This window comes from Stenotrophomonas sp. SPM (assembly GCF_003105135.1).
GTDB lineage: Bacteria > Pseudomonadota > Gammaproteobacteria > Xanthomonadales > Xanthomonadaceae > Stenotrophomonas.
The window spans coordinates 1-26,546 of sequence record NZ_QETL01000050.1 but is presented as its reverse complement, the minus strand read 5'-3'; the positions used below and the strand labels follow the sequence as shown (position 1 = coordinate 26,546).

General features: G+C 68.3%; 26 protein-coding genes. 19 read left to right on the top strand and 7 right to left on the bottom strand.

Annotated elements, in window-relative coordinates:
- Positions 1-455: MFS transporter (locus tag DCO49_RS12045; protein ID WP_116864227.1), on the bottom strand; the 455-nt coding region annotated here is incomplete at its 3' end.
- Positions 456-536: 81 nt separating this feature from the next.
- Here DCO49_RS12045 and DCO49_RS12040 point away from each other — a divergent pair.
- From DCO49_RS12040 to map, 9 genes are all read left to right on the top strand, one after another.
- Positions 537-965 carry a helix-turn-helix domain-containing protein gene (locus DCO49_RS12040; RefSeq protein ID WP_116864226.1) on the top strand — a complete coding sequence of 143 codons (429 nt, stop codon included), beginning with the start codon at positions 537-539 and terminating at the stop codon, positions 963-965.
- Between the two features lie 96 nt (positions 966-1,061).
- The gene (locus DCO49_RS12035; RefSeq protein ID WP_207776483.1) at positions 1,062-1,397 is read left to right on the top strand and encodes a hypothetical protein; all 336 of its coding nucleotides are present in this window, start codon (positions 1,062-1,064) and stop codon (positions 1,395-1,397) included.
- Positions 1,394-2,980, top strand: a complete 1,587-nt coding sequence (locus DCO49_RS12030) for a PepSY-associated TM helix domain-containing protein (RefSeq protein ID WP_116864225.1) — start codon at positions 1,394-1,396, stop codon at positions 2,978-2,980. Before DCO49_RS12035 ends, DCO49_RS12030 begins: the two co-directional genes overlap by 4 nt.
- A complete protein-coding gene (locus DCO49_RS12025) occupies positions 2,977-3,276 on the top strand; it encodes a DUF3325 domain-containing protein (protein ID WP_116864224.1) in 300 nt (99 codons plus the stop codon). The genes DCO49_RS12030 and DCO49_RS12025 overlap by 4 nt, the downstream gene beginning before the upstream one ends.
- A gap of 66 nt (positions 3,277-3,342) precedes the next feature.
- Positions 3,343-5,505, top strand: coding sequence for a TonB-dependent siderophore receptor (locus DCO49_RS12020; protein WP_243402729.1), 2,163 nt, complete (start codon positions 3,343-3,345; stop codon positions 5,503-5,505).
- Between the two features lie 139 nt (positions 5,506-5,644).
- A complete protein-coding gene (locus DCO49_RS12015) occupies positions 5,645-6,766 on the top strand; it encodes a metallophosphoesterase (protein ID WP_116864223.1) in 1,122 nt (373 codons plus the stop codon).
- Positions 6,767-6,799: 33 nt separating this feature from the next.
- On the top strand, positions 6,800-7,159 hold the full coding sequence (locus DCO49_RS12010; RefSeq protein WP_116864222.1) for a VOC family protein: 360 nt from the start codon (positions 6,800-6,802) through the stop codon (positions 7,157-7,159).
- 67 nt (positions 7,160-7,226) lie between these two features.
- Complete coding sequence (locus DCO49_RS12005) at positions 7,227-7,439, top strand: ParD-like family protein (protein ID WP_116864221.1); 213 nt, start codon at positions 7,227-7,229, stop codon at positions 7,437-7,439.
- Positions 7,440-7,449: 10 nt separating this feature from the next.
- Positions 7,450-8,232: a type I methionyl aminopeptidase gene (gene map, locus DCO49_RS12000; protein WP_116864229.1), complete on the top strand. Its 783-nt coding sequence runs from the start codon at positions 7,450-7,452 to the stop codon at positions 8,230-8,232.
- On the opposite strand, the gene DCO49_RS11995 is transcribed toward map, so the two are convergent.
- Entirely contained in the window at positions 8,229-8,843 is a 615-nt protein-coding gene (locus DCO49_RS11995) for a LysE/ArgO family amino acid transporter (RefSeq protein WP_116864220.1), read from the bottom strand. The two genes, map and DCO49_RS11995, sit on opposite strands and share 4 nt — an antisense overlap.
- A gap of 105 nt (positions 8,844-8,948) precedes the next feature.
- Between DCO49_RS11995 and DCO49_RS11990 the strand changes: the two genes are divergently transcribed.
- From DCO49_RS11990 to DCO49_RS11970, 5 genes are all read left to right on the top strand, one after another.
- Complete coding sequence (locus DCO49_RS11990; protein ID WP_116864219.1) at positions 8,949-9,842, top strand: LysR family transcriptional regulator ArgP; 894 nt, start codon at positions 8,949-8,951, stop codon at positions 9,840-9,842.
- 153 nt (positions 9,843-9,995) lie between these two features.
- Positions 9,996-11,342, top strand: coding sequence for a TolC family protein (locus DCO49_RS11985; protein ID WP_243402730.1), 1,347 nt, complete (start codon positions 9,996-9,998; stop codon positions 11,340-11,342).
- Positions 11,335-12,348, top strand: a complete 1,014-nt coding sequence (locus DCO49_RS11980; protein WP_116864217.1) for an efflux RND transporter periplasmic adaptor subunit — start codon at positions 11,335-11,337, stop codon at positions 12,346-12,348. The genes DCO49_RS11985 and DCO49_RS11980 overlap by 8 nt, the downstream gene beginning before the upstream one ends.
- A complete protein-coding gene (locus tag DCO49_RS11975; RefSeq protein ID WP_116864216.1) occupies positions 12,333-13,520 on the top strand; it encodes an ABC transporter permease in 1,188 nt (395 codons plus the stop codon). Before DCO49_RS11980 ends, DCO49_RS11975 begins: the two co-directional genes overlap by 16 nt.
- Positions 13,517-14,653 (top strand): ABC transporter permease, encoded by a 1,137-nt coding sequence (locus DCO49_RS11970; protein WP_116864215.1) that lies wholly within the window; start codon positions 13,517-13,519, stop codon positions 14,651-14,653. The genes DCO49_RS11975 and DCO49_RS11970 overlap by 4 nt, the downstream gene beginning before the upstream one ends.
- Here DCO49_RS11970 and DCO49_RS11965 read toward each other — a convergent pair.
- The gene (locus DCO49_RS11965; protein ID WP_116864214.1) at positions 14,622-15,998 is read right to left on the bottom strand and encodes a hypothetical protein; all 1,377 of its coding nucleotides are present in this window, start codon (positions 15,996-15,998) and stop codon (positions 14,622-14,624) included. The two genes, DCO49_RS11970 and DCO49_RS11965, sit on opposite strands and share 32 nt — an antisense overlap.
- Positions 15,999-16,144: 146 nt before the next feature.
- Positions 16,145-16,507: a glycine zipper 2TM domain-containing protein gene (locus DCO49_RS11960; RefSeq protein WP_116864213.1), complete on the bottom strand. Its 363-nt coding sequence runs from the start codon at positions 16,505-16,507 to the stop codon at positions 16,145-16,147.
- A 146-nt stretch (positions 16,508-16,653) separates the two neighbouring features.
- Between DCO49_RS11960 and DCO49_RS11955 the strand changes: the two genes are divergently transcribed.
- From DCO49_RS11955 to katG, 4 genes are all read left to right on the top strand, one after another.
- Positions 16,654-17,046, top strand: a complete 393-nt coding sequence (locus tag DCO49_RS11955) for a barstar family protein (RefSeq protein ID WP_116864212.1) — start codon at positions 16,654-16,656, stop codon at positions 17,044-17,046.
- A gap of 115 nt (positions 17,047-17,161) precedes the next feature.
- Positions 17,162-19,753 carry a DNA mismatch repair protein MutS gene (gene mutS / locus DCO49_RS11950; protein ID WP_116864211.1) on the top strand — a complete coding sequence of 864 codons (2,592 nt, stop codon included), beginning with the start codon at positions 17,162-17,164 and terminating at the stop codon, positions 19,751-19,753.
- A gap of 127 nt (positions 19,754-19,880) precedes the next feature.
- Positions 19,881-20,489 (top strand): DUF937 domain-containing protein, encoded by a 609-nt coding sequence (locus DCO49_RS11945; protein ID WP_116864210.1) that lies wholly within the window; start codon positions 19,881-19,883, stop codon positions 20,487-20,489.
- Between the two features lie 146 nt (positions 20,490-20,635).
- The gene (katG, locus tag DCO49_RS11940) at positions 20,636-22,876 is read left to right on the top strand and encodes a catalase/peroxidase HPI (RefSeq protein WP_116864209.1); all 2,241 of its coding nucleotides are present in this window, start codon (positions 20,636-20,638) and stop codon (positions 22,874-22,876) included.
- Positions 22,877-22,970: 94 nt separating this feature from the next.
- Here the strand turns inward: katG and DCO49_RS11935 are convergent, their stop codons facing one another.
- The 3 genes from DCO49_RS11935 to DCO49_RS11925 all read right to left on the bottom strand — a co-directional run bounded on the left by DCO49_RS11935 (position 22,971) and on the right by DCO49_RS11925 (position 24,980).
- On the bottom strand, positions 22,971-24,164 hold the full coding sequence (locus DCO49_RS11935; RefSeq protein ID WP_165835719.1) for a cellulase family glycosylhydrolase: 1,194 nt from the start codon (positions 24,162-24,164) through the stop codon (positions 22,971-22,973).
- A gap of 162 nt (positions 24,165-24,326) precedes the next feature.
- On the bottom strand, positions 24,327-24,734 hold the full coding sequence (locus DCO49_RS11930; RefSeq protein ID WP_116864208.1) for an RNA-binding S4 domain-containing protein: 408 nt from the start codon (positions 24,732-24,734) through the stop codon (positions 24,327-24,329).
- Between the two features lie 9 nt (positions 24,735-24,743).
- Complete coding sequence (locus tag DCO49_RS11925) at positions 24,744-24,980, bottom strand: hypothetical protein (protein WP_108768216.1); 237 nt, start codon at positions 24,978-24,980, stop codon at positions 24,744-24,746.
- A 62-nt stretch (positions 24,981-25,042) separates the two neighbouring features.
- On the opposite strand from DCO49_RS11925, the gene DCO49_RS11920 reads away from it, so the two are divergent.
- Positions 25,043-26,497 (top strand): MATE family efflux transporter, encoded by a 1,455-nt coding sequence (locus DCO49_RS11920; RefSeq protein WP_116864207.1) that lies wholly within the window; start codon positions 25,043-25,045, stop codon positions 26,495-26,497.
- Positions 26,498-26,546 lie beyond the last annotated feature (49 nt).

Here is a 26,546-nt window from a genome sequence, read left to right as displayed (position 1 = left end):
GACAGCACGCGCGCCGCCAGCAGGCCGATGAACACCCCGCCCTGCACGGCGCCGACCATGCGCCCGCGCTGGTCGGCCGGGGCCAGCTGGGCCGTATACGCGATCAGCCCCTGGGTGAGCGCGGTGCCCAGCAGCCCGGCCAGCAGCATGCCGGCCAGCAACCACGCCGCTGTCTGCGCAGCCGCCAGCAGCAGGAGCGCGGCCACCAGAGCCAGCAGCTCCATCCTCAGCAGGCGCCGGCGGTCGCCGCGGTCGGCCAGCGGCAACAGCCCGATCAGGGCCAGCACGCTGCCGGCCTGGGTCGCCGCCAGCACTGCGCCAGCCACGGCCGTGTCGAGGGCGAAGGCCTGGGCCAACCGTTCCAGCAGTGGTTGCGCGTAGTAGACATTGGCCACGCTGGCACCGGCGGCGACCGCCAGCAGGCCGAGCAGTGGCCGTGATACGGGGAGGCTCATCTTCGTGGTTGCATTTTGAAACTGATGCACGGTAGCCCTACTGGTTTTAAACTGCAACCAGATACCCCGATGGAGCCCGCCATGCATGCCGACAGCCCCTGCCCCGTGGCCCGCAGCGCCGACCTGCTCGGCGACCGCTGGGCGCTGCTGGTCATCCGCGATGCCTTCGATGGCATCACCCGCTTCGGTGATTTCCAGCGCAGCCTCGGCGCGGCCCGCAACATCCTCAGCGACCGCCTGCGCCGGCTGGTCGAGGCCGGCCTGCTGGTGCAGCAGCCAGCGGCCGATGGCAGCGCCTACCAGGACTATGTGCTGACGGCCGCAGGTCGCGACCTGTTCCCGCTGCTGGTGGCCCTGCGCCAATGGGGCGAACGGCATCGCTTTGCCCCCGGCGAAGCGCATTCCACCCTGATCGAACGCACCAGCGGCGCCGCCGTGCCCCGCATGCAGCCGCAGGACGCAGCCGGCCACGCCGTCGCCCCCGAGCAGACGGTCGTCCGCAAGCTCTGACAGAAGGGCACATCCCCCGAATGGGGGACTCGACACATCTACCGGCGTCAAATAGCATTCGCTCGCAATTGCATACGATTCCTATTGACATCGGCCATGGCCGCATCTTCCTCCTCTCCTGCCACCGGCGCTCCGCCGGCCAAGCGCGTGCCGCGCGGTAACGGCCATGCCCTGCTGTGGGCCCGCGGCCTGCTCGGCCTGCTGGGCGGGTACGCCGTGGCCGCCTGCTGGGCCGCCGCACTGGCGCGCCTGCTGCCCGGCACCAAGGCCGATGCCACCCTGGTCGCCACCATGGCCGCTTTCGTGGTCTACGCGCTGGCCGCCATCTGGGCCTATGCCGCACGCAGCACCCTGCGCGCCACGCTGGGCCTGCTGCTTGCCGGTGGTCTGGGCGCGCTGCTGGCCTGGCTGCTGCGCGGGGGTGTGGCATGAGCAATCTCGGTGGCATCCGCCAATCGCAGTCGGTGCTGCATACCTGGTCGGGCCTGGTGGTCGGCTGGGTGCTGTTCCTGATCTTCATCGCCGGCACCGCCGCGTACTGGAAGGAAGAATTGACCCGCTGGATGCAGCCGGAAATCGGCCTGCCCGCCAGCAGCGCAACCGCGGTCACCCAGGCCCAGCAGTTCCTTGCCCGCACCGCGCCCGACGCGCAGCGCTGGAGCATCGAACTGCCCGACGCACGCAGCAGCGCGACCTCGGTCAGCTGGCAGCCGCAGGGCGAAAAGGAACGCCGCCGCGGCCAGCGCAATCCGAACCAGGCCACGCTGGATGCAGACGGCAAGCCGGTGCAGGTGCGCGAGACGCGCGGTGGCAACTTCTTCTACCGCCTGCACTTCGACCTGCACTACGTTCCGGTGCTGTGGGCGCGCTGGTTCATCAGTGCGTGTTCGATGCTGATGCTGATCGCCCTGATCAGCGGCGTGATCACCCACAAGAAGATCTTCACCGACTTCTTCACTTTCCGCCGCGGCAAGGGCCAGCGCAGCTGGCTGGATGGCCACAACGCGCTGGCGGTGCTGTCGCTGCCGTTCCATCTGATGATCACCTACACTGGCCTGATCACCCTGATGACGCTGTACATGCCGTGGGCGGTGGATGCCAACTACCCCGGCGGCCGCGATGCGTTCTTCGCCGAACTGTTCCCGCGCGCCGAGAAGGCCTCGGCCAGTGGCGTGGCCGCGACGCCGCCGGCACTGGCCGAGGTGCTGCGCCGTGCCGAAGTGCAGTGGGGCGGTGGCCACGCGGCCTCGCTGCAGATCGAACATCCTTCCGATGCGGCGATGCGCATCAGCGTGCGTCGCCAGCAGGGCGACAAGATTGCCGGTGCCGCCGACGCGCTTAGCTTCGATGCGCGCGCCAACCTGCTGGATTCCGCTGCACCGCGCTCGGCCGCGGTCATCACCCGCGACGGCATGATCGGCCTGCATGCAGCGCGCTTCGCGCCCACCACCATGCGCTGGCTGTTCTTCCTGTCCGGCGTCGCCGGCACCCTGATGGTGGCCACCGGACTGGTGCTGTGGACGGTGAAGCGCCGCACCCAGCTGCCCGATCCGGCGCGCCCTCACCTCGGCTTCCGCATTGTCGAGCGGCTGAACATCGGCTTCGTCACCGGCCTGCCGGTAGCGATGCTGGCCTTCCTCTGGGGCAACCGCCTGCTGCCGCTGGACGTGGCCAACCGCAGCGATGCCGAAGTGAAAGTGTTCTTCTACGCCTGGGCGGCCTCCGTGGTACACGCCATGCTGCGCGCACCGCGTCGCGGCTGGGTCGAGCAGCTGGCGCTGGCCGGCGTGCTGGCCCTGGGCCTGCCGCTGTACAACCTGGTCGCCTGGCACGGTGGCGCGGTATCCGCGCTCGCTGCCGGTGATGGCGCCAAGGCCGGCATCGATATCGGCCTGATGCTGATCGGCGCCGGCCTGCTGTGGGCCGCGCGCATGGTGCATCGTTTCGTGCCGGCGCAGCGCAAGCCGCGCGCCGCACGCACGGGCGCCCCCGCCGCTGCCGAGGCCAGCGCATGAGCGTGCTCGCCCTGCTGCTGGCCGCCGCCGCCTTCGCCTGCCTGGCGATGGCGATGGAGCGCCATCACCGCGATGTGGCCGGCCACGCGCCGCCCACGCCGCGCCGTCGCCTGCTGCAGGTGCTGGGCGTGCTCGGGCTGTTCGCCAGCCTGCTGGCCAGTATTGCCGCGTGGGGCATCGCACAGGGGTTTGTTGGTTGGTGCGGCGTGCTCGCCGCCGGTGCCGGGGCGATGGTGCTCTGGCTCAGTTTCCGCAGCCCGGCCAAGCCGGCGCCACGCCCGTCTTCCCGTTCCTGATCTAGAAACCGAGGTTCCACCATGTATCAGCCTTCCTCTGGCGCCCTGCGCCGGAACGTCCTCGCCTTGTCGCTCGCCTGCGCCGTGGCGCCGGCCTTCGCCCAGGACAGCGCGACGACCACCACCGAACTGGACCGGGTGATGGTCACCCAGCGCACCGAGGGCTACCAGGTGTACGGCACCAACACCGCCACCAAGCTGCCGCTGACCCTGCGCGAAACCCCGCAGTCGCTGACCGTGTTCACCCGCCAGCGCATCGAGGATTTCAACCTCATCACCATTTCCGAGGTGCTGCAGCAGACCCCGGGCGTCACCATCCAGTCTTACGACAGCAACCGCACGCTGTTCAACGCGCGCGGCTTTGCCATCAACAACTTCATGTTCGATGGCATCCCCACCAACTACACCACCGGTGCAGGCGGCAACTCGATCCTCAGCGATACCTCCATCTACGAGCGCATCGAAGTGGTGCGCGGTGCCAGTGGCCTGGTCACCGGCTCGGGCAATCCGTCGGCCACGGTGAACATGGTGCGCAAGCGCCCGACCGAGACCTTTCAGGCCAGCACCAGCTTCAGCGCCGGTTCGTGGGACTACAAGCGTGCCGAAGTGGATGTCTCCGGCCCGCTCAGCAAGGGCGGCCGCGTGCGTGGGCGCTTCGTCGGCGCCTACACCGACAAGGAAAGCTGGGTGCGCTTCCAGCATGACAAGTCGCCCAGCCTGTACGGCGTCATCGAAGCCGACCTGACCGACAGCACCCGCCTGCGCGCCGGCATCGATTACCTGAAGACCGGCTCCGATGGCGGTGCGTGGAGCGCTTCGCCGCTGTACTTCCGCGACGGCACGCGTGCGTACATGCCGCGTTCCTACAGCGCCGCGGCGCGCTGGAACGAATGGAACCGCGAGAGCACCAACTACTTCGCCACCCTGGAACAGCAGCTCGGCGCCGGCTGGAGCGGTCGCCTGGCCTACAACCACCGCGCCACCGACACCGATTCGCTGCTGATGGCAGGCTCCAATACCGGCAACTGGGCCGATGCAGTGACCGGCCTGGGCCTGCGCATCGCCGACACGTATTCGGTGTCGGAGACGCGCGAGGATGCCTTCGACCTGTACGCCTCCGGCCCGTTCCAGCTGTTCGGCCGTTCGCATGAGCTGGTCGTGGGCATCAACCACTACGACCGCGACCTGGACACCATCCGCGCCGGCATCACCTCGCGCCCGTACAACGTCGCTGCCTTCCCCAGCATTTACGAGTGGGACGGCAACATCGGCAAGCCGACCACCTACAACTACGGCATTCCGTCGAACACGGTGAACACCACCGAGACCGGGTACTACGCCGCCGTGCGCCTGAACCCGATCGATCCGCTGAAGATCATCGCCGGTGCGCGTTATTCGGATTACCGCACCACCACCGACAACTATGACGTCAACGGTGTGTTCACCAGCCGCAGCGCGCGCACCACCGCGCACGAACTGACCCCGTACGTGGGCGTGCTGTACGACCTCAGCAGCAGCATCACCGGCTTCGTCAGCTATTCCGACGTGTTCCAGGCCACCGCGCGCCGCGACATCAACAACCAGCTGCTCGACCCGACCACCGGCGGCAACTACGAGTACGGCCTGAAGGCTGAATTCTTCGGCGGCCGCCTGTACACCTCGTTGAACGGCTTTTACATGAAGCAGGACAACGTGGCCGAGCTCGACCCGAACGGCGGCGAGATCAAGCTGCCCGATGGCAGCTCGCCCTACATCGCCAGCAAGGGCATCACCACCCAAGGCGGCGAGTTCGAAGTGTCCGGCTCGATCACCGACCACTGGAGCATGACCGGCGGCTACACCTACAGCTACAGCAGCAACCCGGATGGCAGCCGCTTCGCCAGCACCAGCCCGATGCACCTGGCGCGCTTCAACACCACCTACAGCCACGGCCAGTGGACGGTCGGCGGCGGCTTCAGCGTGCAGAGCGAGATCTACCAGATGCAGCCGATCCCCACCGGCCGCTTCAATGCCAACGGCACCCCGGTTACCGCCACCGGCAAGATGAGCCAGGGCGGCTACGTACTGTTCGACCTGATGGGCCGCTACCGCATCAACGACACCCTGAGCGTGGGCGTGACGATCACCAACCTGTTCGACAAGGTCTACTACCGCAACGTCGGCTTCTTCAACGCGGGCTACTGGGGCGAACCGCGCCGCGTGCTGTTCAACCTGCGCGCGAAGTTCTGAGGTCGCCGCGCGGCGTCGGGCACCCGATTCCGCACAGTGACCCCCACCTTCGGCGCATGCTGCCGGCGTGGGCAACGGCGTAGCATCAGGAGCGGGCCTTCGGGCCCGCCTTTTTCTGTTGCCCGCCGAGGAACCCACCATGCTGCACCGCCGCCTGCTCCACCCTGCCCTGCTGCTGTTGCCGCTGGCCCTGCTGGGCGCGCCGTCGCTGCAGGCACGCGAGGTGGCCACGCCGGCCGAGCATGTCGACGCCGATGGCCCTTACGTGTTCCGCGTTGGCGACCAGATGCGGGCGAAGTGGATCTGCGGCGACCAGGTGCAGATGCGCACCCTCCCGGCCGATGCCGAAGGCACCGATTTCACGCCGCAGTGCGGCTACGCCCGCAGCGTGCACGTGCTGCCGCCGGTGGCGCCCTCGGTGTCGGTGCTGCCGGCCACGCCGCGCATCGTTGCGGTGTCCGACATCCACGGCCAGTACGGCCTGCTGGTGCGGCTGCTGCGCGCCAACAAGGTGATCGACGCGCAGGACCAGTGGGCGCTGGGCAAGGACACTCTGGTGATCGCCGGCGATGTGTTCGACCGTGGCCCGCAGGTGACCGAGGCGTTCTGGCTCCTGTACGGGCTGCAGCAGCAGGCCGCGGCGGCCGGCGGCGCGGTGCACTTCGTGCTCGGCAACCACGAAACCATGGTGCTCTACGACGACCTTCGCTACGTCAATCCCAAGTACCTGCGCAGCGCCCAGCTGCTGGGCCGCAGCTACCCGCAGCTGTATGCGGGCGATTCGGTGATCGGCCAGTGGCTGCGCACCCGCCCGGTGCTGCTGAAGATCGGTGACACCCTGTTCCTGCACGGCGGCATCTCGCCCGAGGCGGTGCAGCTGGCGCTGGACCCGGCCACCACCAATGCCGCCTACCAGGCCTCGCTGGGCACGCCCAAGGCCGAGGTGAAGGCAGACCCGGCCACCGCACCGCTGTACGACGGCAAGACCAGCCCGATCTGGTACCGCAGCTACTTCGATGGCCAGCTGGACAGCAACGGCGTGCAGGCCGTGCTCGACCAGCTGCAACTGAAGCGCATCGTGGTCGGCCATACCTCGATGCCGCATGTCAGCACCTTCCATGGTGGGCGCGTGATCGCTATCGACAGCAGCATAAAGAACGGAGAGAACGGCGAGCTGCTGTTCATCGAAGATGGCAGGCTCAGCCGCGGCCTGCTGGACGGTACGCGCGTGCCATTGGCCGAAGGCGTGCCCGGCCAGTAGAGTCGAGCCGGCCTCCCATCAGGAACCGCCGCCATGCCCCAGACCGTCATCCCGCAGCTGCGCATGCTGCACGCCGACACCACCCTGCCGTTCTACGTGCAGGGCCTGGGCTTCTCCGTCGACTGGGAGCATCGCTTCGGCGCGGGCATGCCGCTGTTCGCCCAGCTCACCCGCGAGGGCCAGACCCTGTTCCTCAGCGAACATGCCGGCGACTGCCAGCCCGGCGGCGCGGTGTACTTCAAGGTCGATGACGTGGACGCGGTGTTCCGCGCCTTCAGCGCCGCCGGCGTGCCCATCCCGCAGCCGCCGCACGAAACCGACTGGGGTACCCGCGAGATGCTGCTGGTGGACCCGGACGGCAACCGCCTGCGCTTTGCCACCCACAGCGAGTGAACGGCGCGGACTTGAGTGGATTATACGAAACATATACGCTTCATATATCCCCTCTCAAGAGTCCGCCATGGGCATCGTCAACATCGATGACACCCTGCACGACCAGCTGCGTCGTGCCTGCACCGTCTCCAGCCGCTCGATCAACGCCCAAGCCAATTTCTGGATCCGGGTCGGCATGCTGTGCGAACTGAACCCAACCCTGAGCTTCCAGGACATCGTCGCCAGCGAACTGCGCGCGGCCGGCGTGCAGCCGCCGCTGCTGCCTCACGGGCAGGCCTGAGCCGATGGCCATGGTCAAGCGCCCCGACGAGATCGCGCTGATGGCCGAGTCCGGGCGCCTGCTCGCGCAGGTGTTCGCCGCACTCGACGCCCTGCCGCTGGAAGGCCGCAGCACGATGGACATCAACGACTTCGTCGAGCGGATGATCGTCGACGAGCTGCACGCGCGGCCGGCCAGCAAGGGCCAGTACGGTTTCCCGTACGTCCTCAACACCTCCATCGACAACGTCATCTGCCATGGCGTGCCCAATCATGAGGACCTGCTGCGCAGCGGGCAGATCGTCAACCTCGACATCACCCTGGAAAAGAACGGCTACATCGCCGACTCCAGCACCACCTACTTGGTGGGCGAGGTCAACTACGCCGCGCGCAAGCTGGTGACGGTGGCCTACCAGGCCATGTGGAAGGGCATTGCCGCGGTGCGCCCCGGCGCGCGCCTGGGCGATATCGGCCACGCCATCGCCCGCCATGCGCGCAGCCACGGCTACAGCGTGGTGAAGGAATACTGCGGCCACGGCATCGGCCAGGAAATGCACGAGGACCCGCAGATCCTGCATTACGGCCATGCCGGCACCGGCCTGGAGCTGCAGGAAGGCATGGTGTTCACCATCGAACCGATGCTCAACCAGGGCAAGCCGGCCATCCGCCAGCTGCCGGACGAATGGCCGGTGTACACGCGCGACGGCAAGCTCTCGGCGCAGTTCGAGCACACCGTGGCGGTGACCGCGCAGGGTGTGCGCGTGCTGACCCTGCGCGCGGACGAAACGCCGCTGTGCGTGATTGATGCGGCCTAGAGCGGGCGCAGCAGCAGCAACAACGCCAGGCTCGCCATGAACAGCGCAATGCCTGCATCCAGCACGCGCCACGCGTTCGGATTGCGGAACAGCGGCTGCAGCAGCCGCGCGCCATAGCCCAGCGCGCAGAACCACAACACGCTGGCCACGCAGGCACCACCGGCGAACGCCCAGCGCAGCTCGCCGGGATAGCGCGTGGACAGGCTGCCCAGCAGCGCCACCGTGTCCAGGTAGACGTGCGGGTTGAGCAGGGTGAAAGCCAGGCAGGCCAGCAGCACCTGCCGCCGGTTGCCGCCCTCGCTGCTGGCGGCCGCCAATGCGCTGCCGCCGCGCCACGCGCGCAGCCCGGCCTGCAACGCGTACCAGCCAAGGAAGGCCGCACCGCCGAAGCGCAGCACCTGCAGCAGCAGCGGCCACTGCAGCACCAGCGCGCCCATGCCGCCCACGCCGGCAAGGATCAACGCGATGTCCGCGCCCATGCAGGCCAGCACCACCATGCCCACATGGCGGCGCTGCAGCCCCTGGCGCAGGACGAAGGCATTCTGCGCGCCGATGGCGATGATCAGGCCGGCGCCCGCAAACAGGCCGGCCAGGGCCGCGGTAATCCACATGAGTACTGCCATCACATCGGGAAGGACGCGCAGGGTGGTGCCTGCGGCCGGTTAAGGCCAGCTGGTTTTTCTTTATCCTGTACAGAAAAACTGAAGAGGCCCGGCATGGACCTGGTACACCCGCAACTGGCCGCCTTCGCCGCGGTGCTGGAAGAAGGCAGTTTCGAAGCCGCCGCACGCCGCCTGGCGATCAGCCCGTCGGCGCTGTCACAGCGGATCAAGGCGCTGGAAGACCGCTTGGGCCAGGTGCTGCTGGTGCGCCAGGCACCGTGCCGCCCCACCGCTGCCGGCGAGGTCCTGCAGCGCAGCGTGCGGCCAATGCAGGCCCTGCAGGCCGAGGCACTGGCCGAGCTGCTGCCCGAGCGCGGCAACGACGCCACCCGCACGCCGATCCCGCTGGCGGTCAACGACGACTCGCTGGACACCTGGTTCGTCGCCGCCATCGCCGAACTGCACCAGCGCCATGGCTACCTGTTCGACCTGCGCATGGACGATCAGGACCACACCCTCGAACTGCTGCGCGATGGCAGCGTCCTCGGCGCGGTAACCGCCGAAGGCCACGCGTTGAAGGGCTGCAACGTGCACCCGCTGGGGGCGATGCGCTACCACGCCATCGCCTCGCCGGCCTTCGCCCGCCGCTGGTTCGGCAAGGGCATGCAAGCAGATGCGCTGGCCGTGGCACCGATGATCGTGTTCAACCGCAAGGACGAACTGCAGGCGCGTTTCCTGCGCCGCCTCACGCGTGCGCGGCTGCAGCCGCCGACGCACTACCTGCCCTCCTCCACCGGTTTCGTCGAAGCCGCCGCGCGCGGACTGGGTTGGTGCCTGGCACCGGAAACGCTGATCGAGCCGGCGCTGGCCGCAGGGAACGTAGTTGTGCTGGAACCAGACCGATGGCTGGATGTGCCCCTGTACTGGCAACATGCCGCGGTGCGTTCCAGCACGCTGCAGCAGATCACCCAGGCGCTGCGCAGCGCCGCGGAGGGTTGTCTGCGCTGAAGCAGCTGCGACGTGCACTGCGCCGACAACAGCTTCACGGCACATCCACTAGTTTTTCCCGGACTCTTTACGGATGACGGACCCGACGTGCACCTGCAACGCCCTTGCCCGCGACGGCACCGCGCACGTTGGCCGCTGCTGGTCTGCGCCACGCTGCTGACGGCCACCAGCGTCGCGCAGACGGCAGCCGACCCAGCCGCGGCCCCTGCCCTGCAATGGGAACAGGCTCGACAGCGGCTGGAGCAGGTTTCCGATGCGCTGGCGGCGGCCGATGCCGGTGTGCGCAACAAGCAGGAATTACAGGAAGCCACGCGCCTGCTGCGCCTGCCCGAGATCACCGGCGAAGTGCGCCGCCTGCAGTTCCAGAAGACCCTCACCCTGCCGCTGGGCTCGCTGGCACCGGTGGCCGAAGCCTATGGCATCGTTTCGCCGCTGAGCTTCACCGAACGCGACTGGCGCACCCGCCCTGTGGTGACCGCGGTGCTGCCGTTGTACACCGGCGGGGTGATCCCGGCGGCGCAACGTGCGGCCAGCGCTGCGAGTGAACAGGCCAGCGCCGAACGCGAGGCGCAGCGCCAGTCGCTCACCGTGCAGCTGGCCCAGGCCTATTTCGGCCAGCGCCTGGCCGAACAGGCGGTCGACGTGCGCCGCGACGTACGCGACGGCCTCAACCGCCACCTGTCCGATGCGGAGAAACTGGAACGCGAGGGCTTCGCCACCCGCGCGCAGCGCCTGCAGGCCACCGTGGCCCGTGACAAGGCCGAGCGTGAGTACCAGAAGACCCTCAACGACCTCGCCACGCTGCAGGCCGCGCTGGCCACCCTGCTGCGCAGCGGTGGCGAGGTCCGCCCGCTGTCGCCGCTGTTCGTGCAGCGCGCGCCACTGGAACCGGTGGCCAGCTTCGAACGCGCCGCGCAGGCACGACAGCCGCAGATCCGCCGCCTGCAGGCGATGGTTGCCCAGGCCGAACAGGGCGTGCGCGTGCAGCAGGCCAAGTTGAAGCCGCAGATCTTCGCCTTCGGCCAGTACGACTTCCGCCGCCGCGATGAAATGCTGACCGATCCGGACTGGGCCTTCGGCATCGGCCTGAAGTACACCTTCCTGTCGCCCAGCTCGCGGCCGGCGCAGATCAGTGCGGCACGCGCGCAGCAGGAACAGGCCGAAGCCGGCCTGCGCGAAGCCGAGAACCAGGTCGCCCTCGGCGTGCGCAAGGCATGGAACGAACTGGAAAGCGCGCGCCAGCAGTTCGTGCTGCTGGACAGCAGCATCGCCCAGGCACAGGAAAACCTGCGCCTGCAGGAACTGGCCTTCCGCGAGGGCCAGGCGACTTCGCTGGATGTGATCGACGCGCGGCTGGGCCTGGGTGGCGCCCGCGTCGAACGCGCACAGGCCGCCTACCAGTACGACATCGCCCTGGCGCAACTGTTGGAAGTGAGTGGACAGATGGACCGTTTCGAAGACTATCGGCGCCGTGCGGACGAGGTGATCGACCATGAGTGACGTGCTGCACGACGAATCCACCACGCCGCCCGGCAAGCGCCGCGTGGGCATCATCCTGGTGGTGGTGCTGCTGGCCGTGGTGGTGCTGGGCCTGTGGCTGGCCTGGCGCCGGCCGGCCGACCAGATCCAGGGCATGGCCGACGCCGATACCCTCAACGTCGCCGCCAAGATCACCGCCCGCGTGGCCGAACTGAAGGTGCGCGAAGGTGACCGCGTGCAGGCCGGGCAGATCGTGTTCCTGCTCGACAGCCCGGAAGTGGCGGCCAAGGAACAGCAGGCCCACGGCGCACTGGCCGCCGCGCAGGCAGTGGCCGACAAGGCCGACGAGGGCGCGCGCAGCGAGGACATCCGCGCCGCCGAAGCCAACTGGAAGCGGGCCGAGGCCGGTGCCACCCTGGCCGAAGCGACTGCGCGCCGCGTGCAGAACCTGTTCAACGAAGGGGTGATGACCCGGCAGAAGCGCGATGAGGCGCAGGCCCAGGCCACCAGTTCGCGCGAACTGGCCCGCGCCGCGCGCGCGCAGTACGACATGGCGCTGGCCGGGGCACGCGAGCAGGACAAGCGCGCGGCGAAGGGCCAGGTCCAGCAGGCGCAGGGTGCGGTGGCCGAGGTCAATGCCGCACGCGTCGAAGTGGAAGGGCGCGCACCGGTGGCCGGCGAGATCAACAAGCGCATGGCCGATCCGGGCGAACTGGTGCCGGCGGGCTATCCGGTGTTCACCCTTGTCGACATCGACCGCATGTGGGTGTCGATGAACCTGCGCGAGTCGCAGATGCAGGGCCTGAAGGTCGGCAGCACCCTGCGCGGCAGCATCCCGGCATTGGACCAGGAGGCCGAATTCAAGGTGTATTTCATCAATCCCGCCGGCGACTACGCCACCTGGCGCACCACCCGCCAGTCCTCCGGCTACGACGTCCGCAGCTTCGAGGTGCGGGTGCGCCCGGTACGCCGCATCGAGGGCTTCCGCCCCGGCATGAGCGTGCTGTTCGCATGGCCCCCGCACTGAGCCCGGGCAACGGCGGCTTTGCCGCGTCGTGGCGGCGCGAACTGCGCACGCTGCGCGGCAATCGGGCCGACCTGCTGCTGGTCACCGCGCTGCCGCTGCTGATGCTGGTGCTGATGGCGTGGATGTTCAGTCCTGCGGCGATGCGCGATGTGCCGATTGCCGTTGTGGACCTGGACCACAGCAGCGACAGCCGCCTGCTGCTGCGCATGCTCGACGCCAGCCCCGGCGTCCGCGTGGCCAGCCAGCCGGTGGACATGGACGAGGCCCGTGCGCAGCTGCGCCAGCTGCAGGTCTACGCCATCGTGCTGGTACCACGCGATGTAACCCGGCAGGCGCTGCGAGGCCAGCAGGGCACGGTGTTCGCCTATTACAACGCCACCTACATGACCACCGGCCAGTCCGCCGCGCGTGACATCGGTGATGCGGTGGCCGCATGGAATGCACGCCTGCTGCGCGAACGCATCGCCCTGCAGGTCGGCCCCGGCAAGCTGCGCGCGGCGCCGATCGCCGTGCAGTCGGACATCCTCTACAATCCTGCGCGCAGCTACGAGCTGTTCCTGCTGCCGCTGATCTTCCCCGCCGTGCTTTCGCTGGTGCTGGCGCTGGCGGTGGCCGGCAGCCTGGGCCGCGAGATCCGCGATGGCACCCTGCCCGACTGGCTTGGGCGCACGCCGTGGCCGGCCCTCGCCGGCAAGATCGCACCGTATGTCCTGCTGTTTTCGCTGTATGGCGCGCTGGGCGTGGCCTACCTGGCCTGGCTGCGCGGCGACGGCATTGCCGGCAGCGTGTTCCTGCTGCTGCTCGGCCAGCCCCTGTTCTATCTGGCCACCGCGGCCTACGCCCTGTTCTTCGTCGGCGTCACCCGTGACATGGGCACGGCGCTGTCGGCCGTCGGCCTCAGCATCGGCACCGCGTTGGCCTTTTCCAGCGCCACCTTCCCGGTCATCGACGCGCCGCTGTTCACCCGCATCTGGCACCTGCTGCTGCCGCTCAGCGCCTACGTCAAGCTGCAGACCCAGCAGCAGTTCGTCGGTGCACCGCTGGCGGTATCGCTGTGGCCGCTGGCCACGCTGCTGCTGATGATCATCATCGCCGGTGGCCTGGGTGGCTGGCGCCTGCTGGCGTTCGCCCGCAGCCCGCAGGCCACGCGACCTGCCGGTGCCGACGCATGAGCGCGGTCTGGGCCAGCCTGCGGCAGACGTTGCTGGCGGTGCTGCTGGACCGCTACGCCATCGTGGTGATGGTCGGCGCGGTCATCCTGTACTCGTTCTTCTACCCGGCCGCGTACCGGCACCAGGTCGCGGGCAACCTGCCGATCCTGGTGGTGGATCAGGACCACAGCGCCACCAGCCGCGAACTGCTGCGCAAGCTGGACGCGCTGCGCGTGGCCCGCGTGGTCGGCCAGCCTGCCAGCATCGACAGCGCGCGCCGTCAGCTGGAAGCCGGAGATGCCGAAGGCATCGTACTGATCCCGGCCAACCTGGAGCGCGACATCCTGCGTGGCCATCCGGCGAAGCTGGTCCTGCTCGGCAACGGTGCCTACCTGGGCCGCGCCAGCTGGGTGCTGGGCAGCGTGGCCGATGCACTGGGATCGTTCGGGCGCGAGGCGGCGGTCACCCAGGCCGCCTTCATGGGCGTTCCGCAGGCGCCGCCGGTCACGCTGGTGCAGCGGCCGCTGTACAACACGCAGGAAGGCTATGGCAGCGCGATCGTGCCGGGCGTGGCCGAACTGATCGTGCACCAGACCCTGCTGATGGGCATCGGCGTGCTGCTCGGCGGGCGACGCCTGGCCCTCGGCCGGCGGCTGCGCTTCGACCTGCCGACGCTGGCCGGCATGGCCTTGGGCTTCGGCCTGATCGGTCTGTTCGGGCTGTTCTACTATGCCGGGTTCACCGCCTGGGTACAGGACTACCCGCGGGGCGGCAATCCAGTCGGCCAGCTGTGCGGCGGCACGTTGTTCATCGCCGCCACGGTGGCCTTCGGCCTGTTCGTCGGCAGCTTCTTCCGCACCCGCGAACGCGCGTTCCAGTACATCATCGCCACGTCCATCCCGCTGTTCTTCCTGGCCAACCTGTCCTGGCCCACGGTGATGACGCCGCCGCCGCTGGTGTGGCTGTCGCAGCTGCTGCCCACCACGTCGGGCATCAACCTGATGGTGCGGTTGACCCAGATGGACGCCAGCCTGGCGGATGTCAGCCACGAACTGGTCACCCTGGGGGTACTGCTGCTGCTCTACGGCAGCCTCGCCCTCTGGCGCCTGCACGGCGCCTCGATCAGGGGTCCGGGGCGTACCAGAACGGGATGAAGTACTCGCGCCGGCGATCCGCGCCGCGCTCCGGGCCCTCGCTGTTCCACAGCAGGTGCAGGTCGTGCCGGCCCGGCGCCAGTCCGGCCATCGGCAGGTAACCGGCCAGACCGCGCATATCGAGGTCGCGCCGCTCCATCGGCACGAAGGCGTGCAGGTCAATGGGCTTGCCGTCCAGCTGCACCGTCCAGAGCTGGGCCAGGCAGCCAACCGCTGCGGTTGCGGCCGCCGCACCTTCCGCATCGTTGCGGCCACCCGGCAGCTGCGTGCAGCGCGTGCGCGCCACCGTGTTGTCGCGCTGCGGGCGGTGTGGAATGAACAGACGCATCTGCGAACCACTGATGGTGTCAGCGGGAATCATCGGGTACGGCAGCAGCTGGTCGTGCGCCGAGCGCATCGATTCGTAGTGCGCACTGAGCATGCCGTGGTCCACCGCTTCGCCGGTGATGATCTGGTAGCGGTTGAACAGCGAGAACTTCACCGAGCCGGCCACCTGCAGGCCACCCAGCAGCATCGCCACCATGATCGCGCCCAGGTAGGCCACGATGAAGAACTTCGAGCGCAGGTTGCTCTGGATCGTCAGCTGCATGGTCTGGATCAGGCGCATCAGCGGTACCCGCTGCAGAGCTCCCAGCACCCACTGCAGTACGTGCTGCTGGCGTTCGCTCGGCCGCCCACGCGCCTGCCGGCGCGCAATGGACTTCTCCATCAGCATGGGCAGCAGCCCCAGCATCAGCAGGGCCAGCATCACCACACCCACGAAAATCGTGGCGGCCGTATCCGAGCCACCGCACAGCGCGCCGACCAGCATCGCCAGCCCGAGGATGATGATCGCCATCACCAGCGTGCCGGCCAGGGTCTGCACGCACATCAACGTGGTCGAGAACAGCATCGTCGCCAACCGGTCGGCGCGCTGGATGCTGCCGTCGAGGCCGCCATCGCGCGCACGCATGAAGGCACGCGAGACCGGGCCCATCTTCGGCAGGTGGTCCCAGTCGATGCCCTTCGGGAAGTGCGACTTCAAGCCCACCAGGCCGATCCAGTAGCCGCGCACTGTCAGGTGCGCGATCAGCGCCACCGCCATCACGTAGCACATGCCCACGCTGATGCTGAAGACGAACCACAGCACCTGGAAGTACATGCCCTCGGTGTGCAGGCTGCTGCGTGCCCAGATGTCGAACAGATAGCCCGGCACGGCCAGCAGCGCGAAGGCCAACAGGCCGGAAATGAACAGCTCCAGCTCATCGGTGCGCTCGCGCAGCCGGCCGAAGCGGGTGCTCGCCTCCTGCGCCTCATCGGCATCGGCAGCGGTCACGACCGGTTCGGCGACAGGTGATTCGTTCACAGGGCGTTCATCCGTGGAGTTCGGCGCAGTATAGGGTCCGCGCCGCGCTTTGCGATATGCCCCCACAACGGCGAACGCCGACCCAAGGGGCCGGCGTTCGAGGTACCGCATCGTGGAAGGGAGCGGGTATCAGGTCGTGCGGGTATTCAGCGGTAGACGCGCTCGCAGCGGCGCTCGACCACGCGGTCACCGGTCTTGTTCTGGTGGTTGCCCTGGATCTGCCGGCCGGCGGCGCCGCCAGCCACGGCACCGGCGACGGTCGCCAGCTTCTTGCCGTTGCCGCCACCCACCTGGTTGCCCAGCAGGCCGCCGACCACCGCACCGGTGGCAGTACCGGCGATGCGGTTCGGATCGCGCGAGTTGCGCTGCACTTCCACGTTCTTGCAGACCACGCGGCTGCCATCGTTGAACTTGCGGCCTTCATCGCGCGGGCCATAGCTCTGTGCGCTGGCGACCGAGGAAGCCGCCATCAGACTGCCGAGCAGCAAAACACGAAGGGAGGTATTCATGGCGATCTCCTGTGATTCGATGTAGGTCCAGTCTCCCGGCCGCAGCGCCAACTGAAGGTGAAATATCGGCCGTCGGCGCGTGACCGGCCATGCGACGTTCAGCGTTGCGACGTTGGCGTTTGCACCGCGTGCCCTACAGTGCGTGCATGCCCCTGCAGCTGCAGATCGACGGACGTGCGATTACCGACATAGACAGCTTTTATGCCGAGATGAACCGCGTGTTCATGGCAGGCGAAGACTGGCAGCTCGGCTCCAGCCTGGATGCGTTGGACGACCTGCTGTACGCCGGTTACGGCGTACTGCGGGGGCACGCGACGGCAACGGTGGCTTGGCGCGATGCCGATCTCAGCCGCGTTGCGCTGGGCATGGACGCGACCTGCACTTGGCTGCAGGCGAAGCTGCAGCAGCCCGGCACCTTCAGCGCCGATATGATCCGCCGCCAGCTGGATGCGCTGGAACGCGGCGAAGGCCAGACCTACTTCGAGATCGTGATGGAAATTTTCGCCAGCCACCCGCGCATCACGTTGCGGCTGGAGTAGAGATCGCCGGTGGCCCCCGTCCCCACCCTACCCGTTACCATGGACACCCCTGTTCCCGTTCTGCAGCTGCCTGCCGACCTCCCGGCGCGGGCGCCTGCCCCGATTTCCGAGTCCCATGTCCAAAGACAAGTCCGCCGAGCACACCCCGCTCATGAAGCAGTTCTTCGCAGCCAAGTCCGACTACCCGGACCTGCTGCTGTTCTTCCGCATGGGCGACTTCTACGAACTGTTCTACGACGACGCCCGCAAGGCGGCGCGGCTGCTGGACATCACCCTCACCCAGCGCGGCAGCTCCGGCGGCGCGCCCATCCCGATGGCCGGTGTGCCGGTGCATGCCTACGAGGGCTACCTCGCCCGCCTGGTGGCGCTGGGCGAATCGGTGGCCATCTGTGAACAGATCGGCGACCCGGCCCTGGCCAAGGGCCTGGTCGAGCGCAAGGTCGTGCGCATCGTCACCCCCGGCACGGTCACCGACGAGGCGCTGCTGGATGAGCGCCGCGACACCCTGCTGATGGCCCTGTCGCGCACCAGGCAGGGCTACGGCCTGGCCTGGGCCGACCTGGCCGGTGGCCGTTTCCTGGTCAACGAGGTCGAGACCGACGATGCGCTGGAAGCCGAACTGGCCCGCCTGGAGCCGGCCGAGCTGCTGGTGCCCGACGAAGAGAACTGGCCCGAGTTCCTGCGCCAGCGCACCGGCGTACGTCGCCGTGCGCCGTGGCTGTTCGATGCGGACAGCGGCCGCCGCCAGCTGCTGGCCTTCTTCAAACTGCACGACCTCAGCGGTTTCGGCATCGATGACAAGGCGCGCGCCACCGCCGCAGCTGGCGCCCTGCTCGGCTATGTCGAGGAAACCCAGAAGCAGCGCCTGCCGCACCTGACCTCGATCGCGATGGAAACCGCCGGTGAGGCGATCGCGATGAATGCCGCCACCCGCCGTCATCTGGAACTGGATACGCGCGTGGACGGCGACACCCGCAACACGCTGCTGGGCGTGCTCGACAGCACGGTGACGCCGATGGGCGGCCGCCTGCTGCGCCGCTGGCTGCACCGCCCGCTGCGCCTGCGCGAGGTGCTGGTGCAGCGCCACCATGCAGTGGAAACGCTGATCGACCGCGGCAGCGACGCCGACATCCGCGAGCAGTTCCGTCGCCTCGGCGATCTGGAACGCATCCTCACCCGCGTAGCGCTGCGCTCGGCGCGCCCGCGCGATTTCTCCACCCTGCGCGATGGCCTGGGCCTGCTGCCGGCCGTGCGCGAGGTGCTGGCGCCGCTGGATTCGCCGCGCCTGCAGGCCCTGCACGCTGCACTGGGCGAGCACGACGAGTGCGCGCACCTGCTGGCCAGTGCCATCGCCGAGATGCCGCCGCTGAAGCTGAGCGATGGCGGCGTGCTGGCCGATGGCTTCGACGCCGAGCTGGATGAACTGCGCCGCCTGTCCACCCACGCCGACCAGTTCTTGGTCGACCTGGAACAGCGCGAACGCGAGAGCAGCGGCATCGCCACCCTCAAGGTCGGCTACAACCGTGTGCACGGCTATTACATCGAGATCAGCAAGGGCCAGTCCGACCGCGCGCCGGTGCACTACACCCGCCGGCAGACGCTGACCAATGCCGAGCGTTACATCACCGAGGAACTGAAGGCCTTCGAGGACAAGGTGCTGTCCGCGCGCGACCGTTCGCTGTCGCGCGAGAAGTACCTGTACGAGCAGCTGCTGGACACCCTCGGTGGCCAGCTGGAACCACTGAAGGAGTGCGCCGCCGCGCTCAGCGAACTGGACGTGCTGGCCGCCTTCGCCGAACGCGCGCAGGCGCTGGACTGGGCACGCCCGGAACTGCAGGCCGAGCCCTGCCTGAAGATCGAACGCGGCCGCCACCCGGTGGTCGAAGCCGTGCGCGAACAGCCGTTCGAGCCGAACGACCTGGACCTGCATCCGGACCGTCGCATGCTGGTCATCACCGGCCCGAACATGGGCGGTAAATCGACCTACATGCGGCAGAACGCGCTGATCGTGCTGCTGGCCCACATCGGCAGCTTCGTGCCGGCCAGCCGCGCGCTGATCGGTCCGATCGACCGCATCCTCACCCGTATCGGTGCCGGTGACGACCTGGCGCGCGGGCAATCGACCTTCATGGTCGAAATGGCCGAGACCAGCTACATCCTGCACCACGCCACCGCGCATTCGCTGGTGCTGATGGACGAGATCGGCCGTGGCACGTCCACCTACGACGGCCTGGCCCTGGCCGATGCGGTGGCCCGCCACCTGGCCTACCAGAACCGCTGCTACACGCTGTTCGCCACCCACTACTTCGAACTGACCGCGCTGGCCGACGAGCAGCACGAAGGCGGCCGCAGCGGCATCGCCAACGTGCACCTGGATGCGGTCGAGCATGGCGAAGCGCTGGTGTTCATGCACGCAGTGAAGGACGGCCCGGCCAACCGCAGCTTCGGCCTGCAGGTGGCCGCGCTGGCCGGCCTGCCGCGCGCGACCGTGGCCCAGGCCCGCCGTCGTTTGGCAGAGCTGGAACAGCGCGGTGGCGAAAGCCATGCCGCCGAGGTCTCGCCGCAGGCGCTGGATGCACCGCAGCAGTTCGGCCTGTTCAGCGCACCGGCCAGCAAGGCGCAGGAAGCGCTGGCCGCGATCGACCCGGACGAGCTGACCCCGAAGCAGGCGCTGGAAGCCCTGTACCGGTTGAAGACGTTGTTGTAACCGCGCCGCCGGGCATGGCCCGGCGCTACCCCTGTAGAGCCGAGCCCACGCTCGGCTGCCTTCGCATTTCCGTCGTATACCCGGCGTTATGCTCGGGCGGTAATTCCTTCACAGAACGGAGACCGCCGTGAACACCGAATCCCTCGCCGCGTCCCTCTTCCAGCAGCTGCAGCAGGGGCAAGGCCTGCAGCAGGTGTCCCAGCAGCTCGGCCTGGACAGCAGCCAGACCACCCAGGCGGTGGGCAGCGCCCTGCCGCTGCTGCTGGGCGCCATGGGCCAGAACGCCAGTGAACCGCAGGGCGCGCAGTCCCTGCTCAATGCGCTGCAGCGCGACCACCTGGGCAGCGGCGGTGGCGGTTTCGACCTGGGCGGCATCCTCGGCGCAGTGATGGGTGGTGGCGGCAGTGGCGCGACCGACGGCGCCGGCATCCTCGGCCATGTGTTCGGCGGCCAGCAGCCGCAGGCGGCCGAACTGCTCGGCCAGAAGACCGGCCTGGACAGCGGCACCACCGGGAAGCTACTGGCCATCCTCGCCCCCATCGTCATGTCGTTCCTCGCTCAGCGCTTCGCCCAGCAGGGCAATGCCGGCGAACTCAGCTCGGCCCTCGGCCAGGATACCCAGCACGCCGGCGGCGGCCTTGGCAGCCTGCTCGGTGGCGCACTCGACCAGGACGGCGACGGCCAGTTCGGCGCCAGCGACCTGCTCAAGCTCGGCGCCGGCCTGCTCAAGCGCTGATCGCGCACAACGGTCCAAGCCCTGCCCTTGATAGGTCGCCACTATCACTTCGGTTGAATCAATCGAATTTACCCATCAGTAGGCGCCACCTATGGTGGTCAGGCCTCCCCCGATTCGACCTTTCGCCAGTCCACAGGTAGACATCCATGAAAAGCGAAGCCAAGTGCCCGTTCAACCACGCCGTCGTCGGTGACGCGACGACCAACCGCGACTGGTGGCCGAACCAGCTGCGCGTGGACCTGCTCAACCAGCACTCCAGCCGCTCCAATCCGCTCGATGCGGGCTTCGATTACGCCACGGCCTTCAAGGGCCTGGACTACGCCGCGCTGAAGGCCGACCTGAAGGCGCTGATGACCGATTCGCAGGACTGGTGGCCGGCCGATTTCGGCCACTACGGCGGCCTGTTCATCCGCATGGCCTGGCACAGTGCCGGCACCTACCGCATCGGCGATGGCCGTGGTGGTGGCGGTCGCGGCCAGCAGCGCTTCGCCCCGCTCAACAGCTGGCCGGACAACGTCAGCCTGGACAAGGCGCGCCGCCTCCTGTGGCCGATCAAGCAGAAGTACGGCCAGGCGATCTCCTGGTCCGACCTGCTGATCCTGACCGGCAACGTCGCCCTTGAGTCGATGGGCTTCAAGACGCTCGGCTTCGCCGGCGGCCGCCCCGATACCTGGGAGCCGGACCAGGACGTCTACTGGGGCCGCGAAACCACCTGGTTGGGCGGCGACGTGCGCTACAAGCACGGCTCCGAGGGCGTGCAGGAAGACCACGGCGTGCTGGTGTCCGATGACGATGCCGACGGCGACGTGCACTCGCGCAAGCTGGAGAACCCGCTGGCCGCCGTGCAGATGGGCCTGATCTACGTGAACCCGGAAGGCCCGGACGGCAACCCCGACCCGGTGCTGGCCGCGCATGACATCCGCGATACCTTCGCCCGCATGGCGATGGACGACGAGGAAACCGTCGCCCTGATCGCCGGTGGCCACAGCTTCGGCAAGACCCACGGCGCCGGCCCGGCCGACAACGTCGGCAAGGAACCCGAAGCCGCCGGCCTGGAAAACCAGGGCCTGGGCTGGGCCAGCAGCTTCGGCAGCGGCAAGGGTGGCGACACCATCACCAGCGGCCTGGAGGTGACCTGGACGCGCACCCCGGCGCAGTGGAGCCACGACTTCTTCGAGATCCTGTTCGGCAACGAATGGGAACTGACAAAGAGCCCGGCCGGCGCCCACCAGTGGGTGGCGAAGAACGCCGACGCGGTCATTCCCGATGCACACGACCCGTCGAAGAAGCACCGCCCGACCATGTTGACCACCGACCTGTCGCTGCGCATGGACCCGGCCTATGAAAAGGTCTCGCGGAAGTTCCTCGAGAATCCACAGGCCTTCGCCGATGCCTTCGCCCGCGCCTGGTTCAAGCTGACCCACCGCGACATGGGCCCGCGTGCGCGTTACCTGGGCCCGGAGATTCCGGCCGAAGCGTTCATCTGGCAGGATCCGGTGCCGGAAGCCAAGCACCCGCTGATCGACGCCAAGGACATCGCCGCGCTGAAGCAGAAGATCGCCGCGACCGGTCTCAGCGTCGCCGAGCTGGTGTCCACCGCCTGGGCCTCGGCCTCGACCTTCCGTGGCTCGGACAAGCGTGGTGGGGCGAATGGCGCGCGCATCCGCCTGGCCCCGCAGAAGGACTGGGCGGTGAACCAGCCGCAGCAGCTGGCCAAGGTGCTGGCCGCGCTGGAAAAGGTGCAGGCCGAGTTCAATGGCGCTGGCAGCAAGCAGGTGTCGCTGGCCGATCTGATCGTGCTGGCCGGTGGCGTGGGCGTCGAACAGGCGGCCAAGGCCGGTGGCCATGAGGTGAGCGTGCCGTTTACCCCGGGCCGCACCGATGCCAGCCAGGAACAGACCGACGTCGAATCGTTCGCGGTGCTGGAACCGGCGGCTGATGGTTTCCGCAATTACCTCAAGGACGCCTACAGCGTGCCGGGCGAGGCGCTGCTGATCGACAAGGCGCAGCTGCTGACCCTGACCGCACCGGAGATGACCGCCTTGGTCGGTGGCCTGCGCGTACTCGGTGCCAATGCTGATGGCGGCAAGCACGGCGTGTTCACCACGCGCGCGGGCACGTTGAGCAACGACTTCTTCGTCAACCTGCTGGACATGGGCACGCAGTGGAAGGCCACGGGCCGCGAGAGCTATGAAGGCCGCGGCCGTAGCGATGGCCGCGCACGCTGGACTGGCACGCGTGCCGACCTCGTGTTCGGTTCCAATGCCGTGTTGCGTGCACTGGCCGAGGTGTATGCCAGCGCCGATGGCGAGAAGAAGTTCGTGCAGGATTTCATCGCCGCCTGGACGCGGGTGATGGAGCTGGACCGCTACGACCTGCACGGTTGAGGTGATGCGGGTGGTCGCCGGGCATGGCCCGGCGCTACCCCGCAATCGTGGGTGCGAACCGTTGGTTCGCACGCTCTCCGCAGCCGCTGAAGTTTCAAAGCACCCCGTCTTTCAACCGCTGCAGAATCGGCGCAAACAACGGCGCCTGCAGCGACCGTGGCGGCGGCACCGCCTCGCCCTTCTCCACCGCCTGCCAGTACGCCCCCGGCAGCGCCTTGTCGCCCAGCTCGTAGTCCATCCCGTCCCAGCCATCCTCACGGAAGGCATAGAACGCCCAGTGCACCTGCTGCTGCTCGGCCACCGCCAGCACATCGCGCAGATAGGCCGCGCAGTCCGGCCAGCGCCGCATGCAGCCGAACTCACCGATCACCATCCGGTTCGCGCCGATGCCATGGGTCTTCGCCCAGTCCATCGGCTGCTGCAGGTAACTGCGCACGCGCGCCGCATCCCAACGCTGTTTCCCGGGGCCGAACGGCACCTCGGCCGGGTACCGGTGTGGCGTGGCGCGCTTCTGGTTGGGCGCACTGGTCGCCGCGTACGGCTCATACATGTGCACGCTGTACAGCAGCTTCGTATCGTCCAGCGGCGCCGGCCAATAATCGAACGCATCGGCCGCCGCATACCAGCCGGCATCGAGCATCAGCGGCATGTCCGCATCCACCGCACGCACGCTGGCGATCAGCCCCCGGTACAGCGCGCGCAGATCACGCGGGCCGTCTTCGACGCTGGCGTACCACTGCTGCATCGCCGCGCGTGACGCATGCTCGGCCAGCGAGGTGCCGTACTCGGGCGCCGGTTCGTTGATCAGGTTGTAGGCGGCCAGCGCCGGGTGTCCCTTCAACGCCGTGGCCAGGTCGTGCCAGAAGCGCTGCGCCGGCAGGTGGTTGTTCATCGACTGCCACAGGCGCTGGTCGACCACGTCATTGTTCTTCTGTTTCCAGCGCAGCAGGGGCAGCGACAACGGCACCAGCACCACCTTCAGGCCCGAGGCATCCGCGTCATCCAGCGCACGCCGCAGGGTTGCCACGTCGGCCGGCACCAGCCCCTGGTAGTGGTCGGCATCGCCGATCAGAAAGTCGCTGCCGCCGGCACCTTTCCACTTGTCCGGGGTCAGCCGCACCCAGGTCGCGCCGGTGTCGCGCAGCGCCTGGAAGTAGGCCCGGTCCGGCGGATTCTCGTTGAAGCTGTTGCCACCGCGCTGCGGCGTGTCCCAGAAGGTGATGTCGGCGGCGAACGCCGGGGCGGCGGTGGCGAGGGCCAGGCACAGCAGGCTGCGGCGCAGGAACATGAGGGTCTTCCATGAAGAGGAAGATCCAACGTGCGGGGTGAAAACCGAATGCTGGCTGAGTGCCGGTCTGTTCGCCGGGCATGGCCCGGCGCTACCGCTCGCTGTGGCGGGCGTAACCCGCCCGCTCCGGTGGGTGCGAACCGTTGGTTCGCACGCTCTCCGTCAAAGCGCGTCCAGATCACCCAACGCACGGATCAATCGCCGTGCGCGCTTGTCCGGCTTGTGCTCCGGCGGCTGGAAACCATCGCGGGCGGCGATGCGCAGCGCACGCTGCTCGGCACGGCGCGCCTTGGAGGCTTCGCTTTCGGCATACAGCTGCTGCGCCACCGGCGCCGGACCGCGCTGGTCACTGATGCCCAGCACCTGCAGCTCGAAATGCTCCTCGCCGCGGTCCACCTGCAGCTGCTCGCCCACGCGCACCGCGCGCGAGGATTTCGGGCGCTGCCCTGCCACGGCCACCTTGCCGGTTTCAATGGCCTGCTTGGCCAGGCTGCGGGTCTTGTAGAAACGGGCCGCCCACAACCAGACATCCAGGCGGACACTGGGCGACAGCGGGGAAAGCTCGGACATCGGCAGGTATTACTCCGTGCGCTTGTTCAGGGGTCGCGGGTTGCTGGGGTCGGTGCGGCAGCCACTGCCCCCCATCAACGTCGGCGTGCCCGCCAGGTCCTGGCGCTGGTTGCCGACCAGGCACTCAGCGCGGTCGGCGGGCCGCACCTGGGCATCGCCCAGCCGGTCACCCGTCGAACATGCGGCCAGCGTGGCCACGATCAAGGCCCCCACGCAGTGCCGCGCCAGCTGTCGTCGTTGATGCATTGCCACACCCCGCAAACCGGCTTGATGCTAGTGTGCGCCTCCCGTGAATCGATCACCAGCCCATGGCCAAAGCGCCGCTTGACCTGACCTCCGGCCCCATCGGCCGCAACCTGCTGCTGTTCGCGCTGCCGATCCTGGCGGGCAACATCGCCCAGTCGCTGAACGGTTCGGTGAATGCGGTGTGGGTGGGGCGCTACCTCGGCGAGGCGGCACTGACCGCCACGGCCAACGCCAACAACATCATGTTCTTCCTGATCGGCTCGGTGTTCGGCTTCGGCATGGCCTCGACCATCCTGATCGGCCAGGCCATCGGCGCGCGTGATATCGCCCAGGCGCGGCGCGTGGTCGGCACCAGCGCCACCTTCTTCATCGGCCTGTCGGTGATCATCGCCGTCGCCGGCTGGTTCCTGGCCCACCCGCTGCTGGCGGCGATGGGCACGCCGGGGGCCTCGCTGCCGCTGGCCGAGGCTTACCTGCGCATCATCTTCCTGGCGATGCCCACGCTGTACGCGTTTGCCTTCCTCAGCGCCGCCCTGCGCGGTGCCGGTGATTCGCGCACGCCGTTCCGCTTCCTGCTGGTGTCGGTGCTGCTGGACATCGCACTGAACCCGGTGCTGATCTTCGGCCTCGGCCCGTTCCCGGCACTGGGCATCGCCGGCTCGGCGTGGGCGACGCTGATGTCGCAGACGCTGTCGCTGACCGGCCTGCTGCTGTACATGCGGCACAAGCGGCACACACTGTGGCTGGGCCGTGCCGACATGCACCTGTTCAAGCTCGACCTGACCATCCTGCGTGCGCTGGTGGTCAAGGGCGTGCCGATGGGCCTGCAGATGGTGCTGATCTCGCTGTCGGTCATCCTGCTGATGACCATGGTCAACCAGTACGGCACGGCCACCGGCGCCGCCTATGGCGCGTCGCTGCAGCTGTGGAACTACGTGCAGATGCCGGCGATGGCGATCGGTGCGGCGTGTTCGTCGATGGCCGCGCAGAACGTGGGTGCGCAGCGCTGGGACCGCGTCCGCGGCACCGCGCGCCAGGGCATTCTGTTCAACTTCCTGCTGACCGGCGCGCTGATCCTGCCGCTGGTGCTGCTGGATCAGTATTCGCTGGCGCTGTTCCTGCCGCAGGGCAGCGAATCGCTGCAGATCGCCCGCCATCTCAACCACATCGTCATCGGCTCGTTCCTGTTCTTCGGCGTCAGCTTCGTCATTTCCGGCGTGGTGCGCTCCACCGGCGCGGTCATTCCGCCACTGCTGATCCTGGCCGCCTCGCTGTGGGGCGTGCGCGTGCCGTTCGCCGAGTTCCTGCAGCCGTATTGGGGCGCGGATGCGATCTGGTGGAGTTTCCCTGCCGGCTCGCTGGTGTCGATGCTGCTGTCGCTGGCGTATTACCGCTGGGGTGGCTGGCGCAAGGCGAAGATGATCACCCCGCCGCCGGCAGAACACGTGGCCACGCCGTCGGAAATTCCGGCGTGCCCGCCGTCACCGGTGGCGGATCCGGATGCGGTAACCCGGTAGCGCCGGGCCATGCCCGGCGAGCGCAGCGGCTGCCAGAAATCCGCCGGGC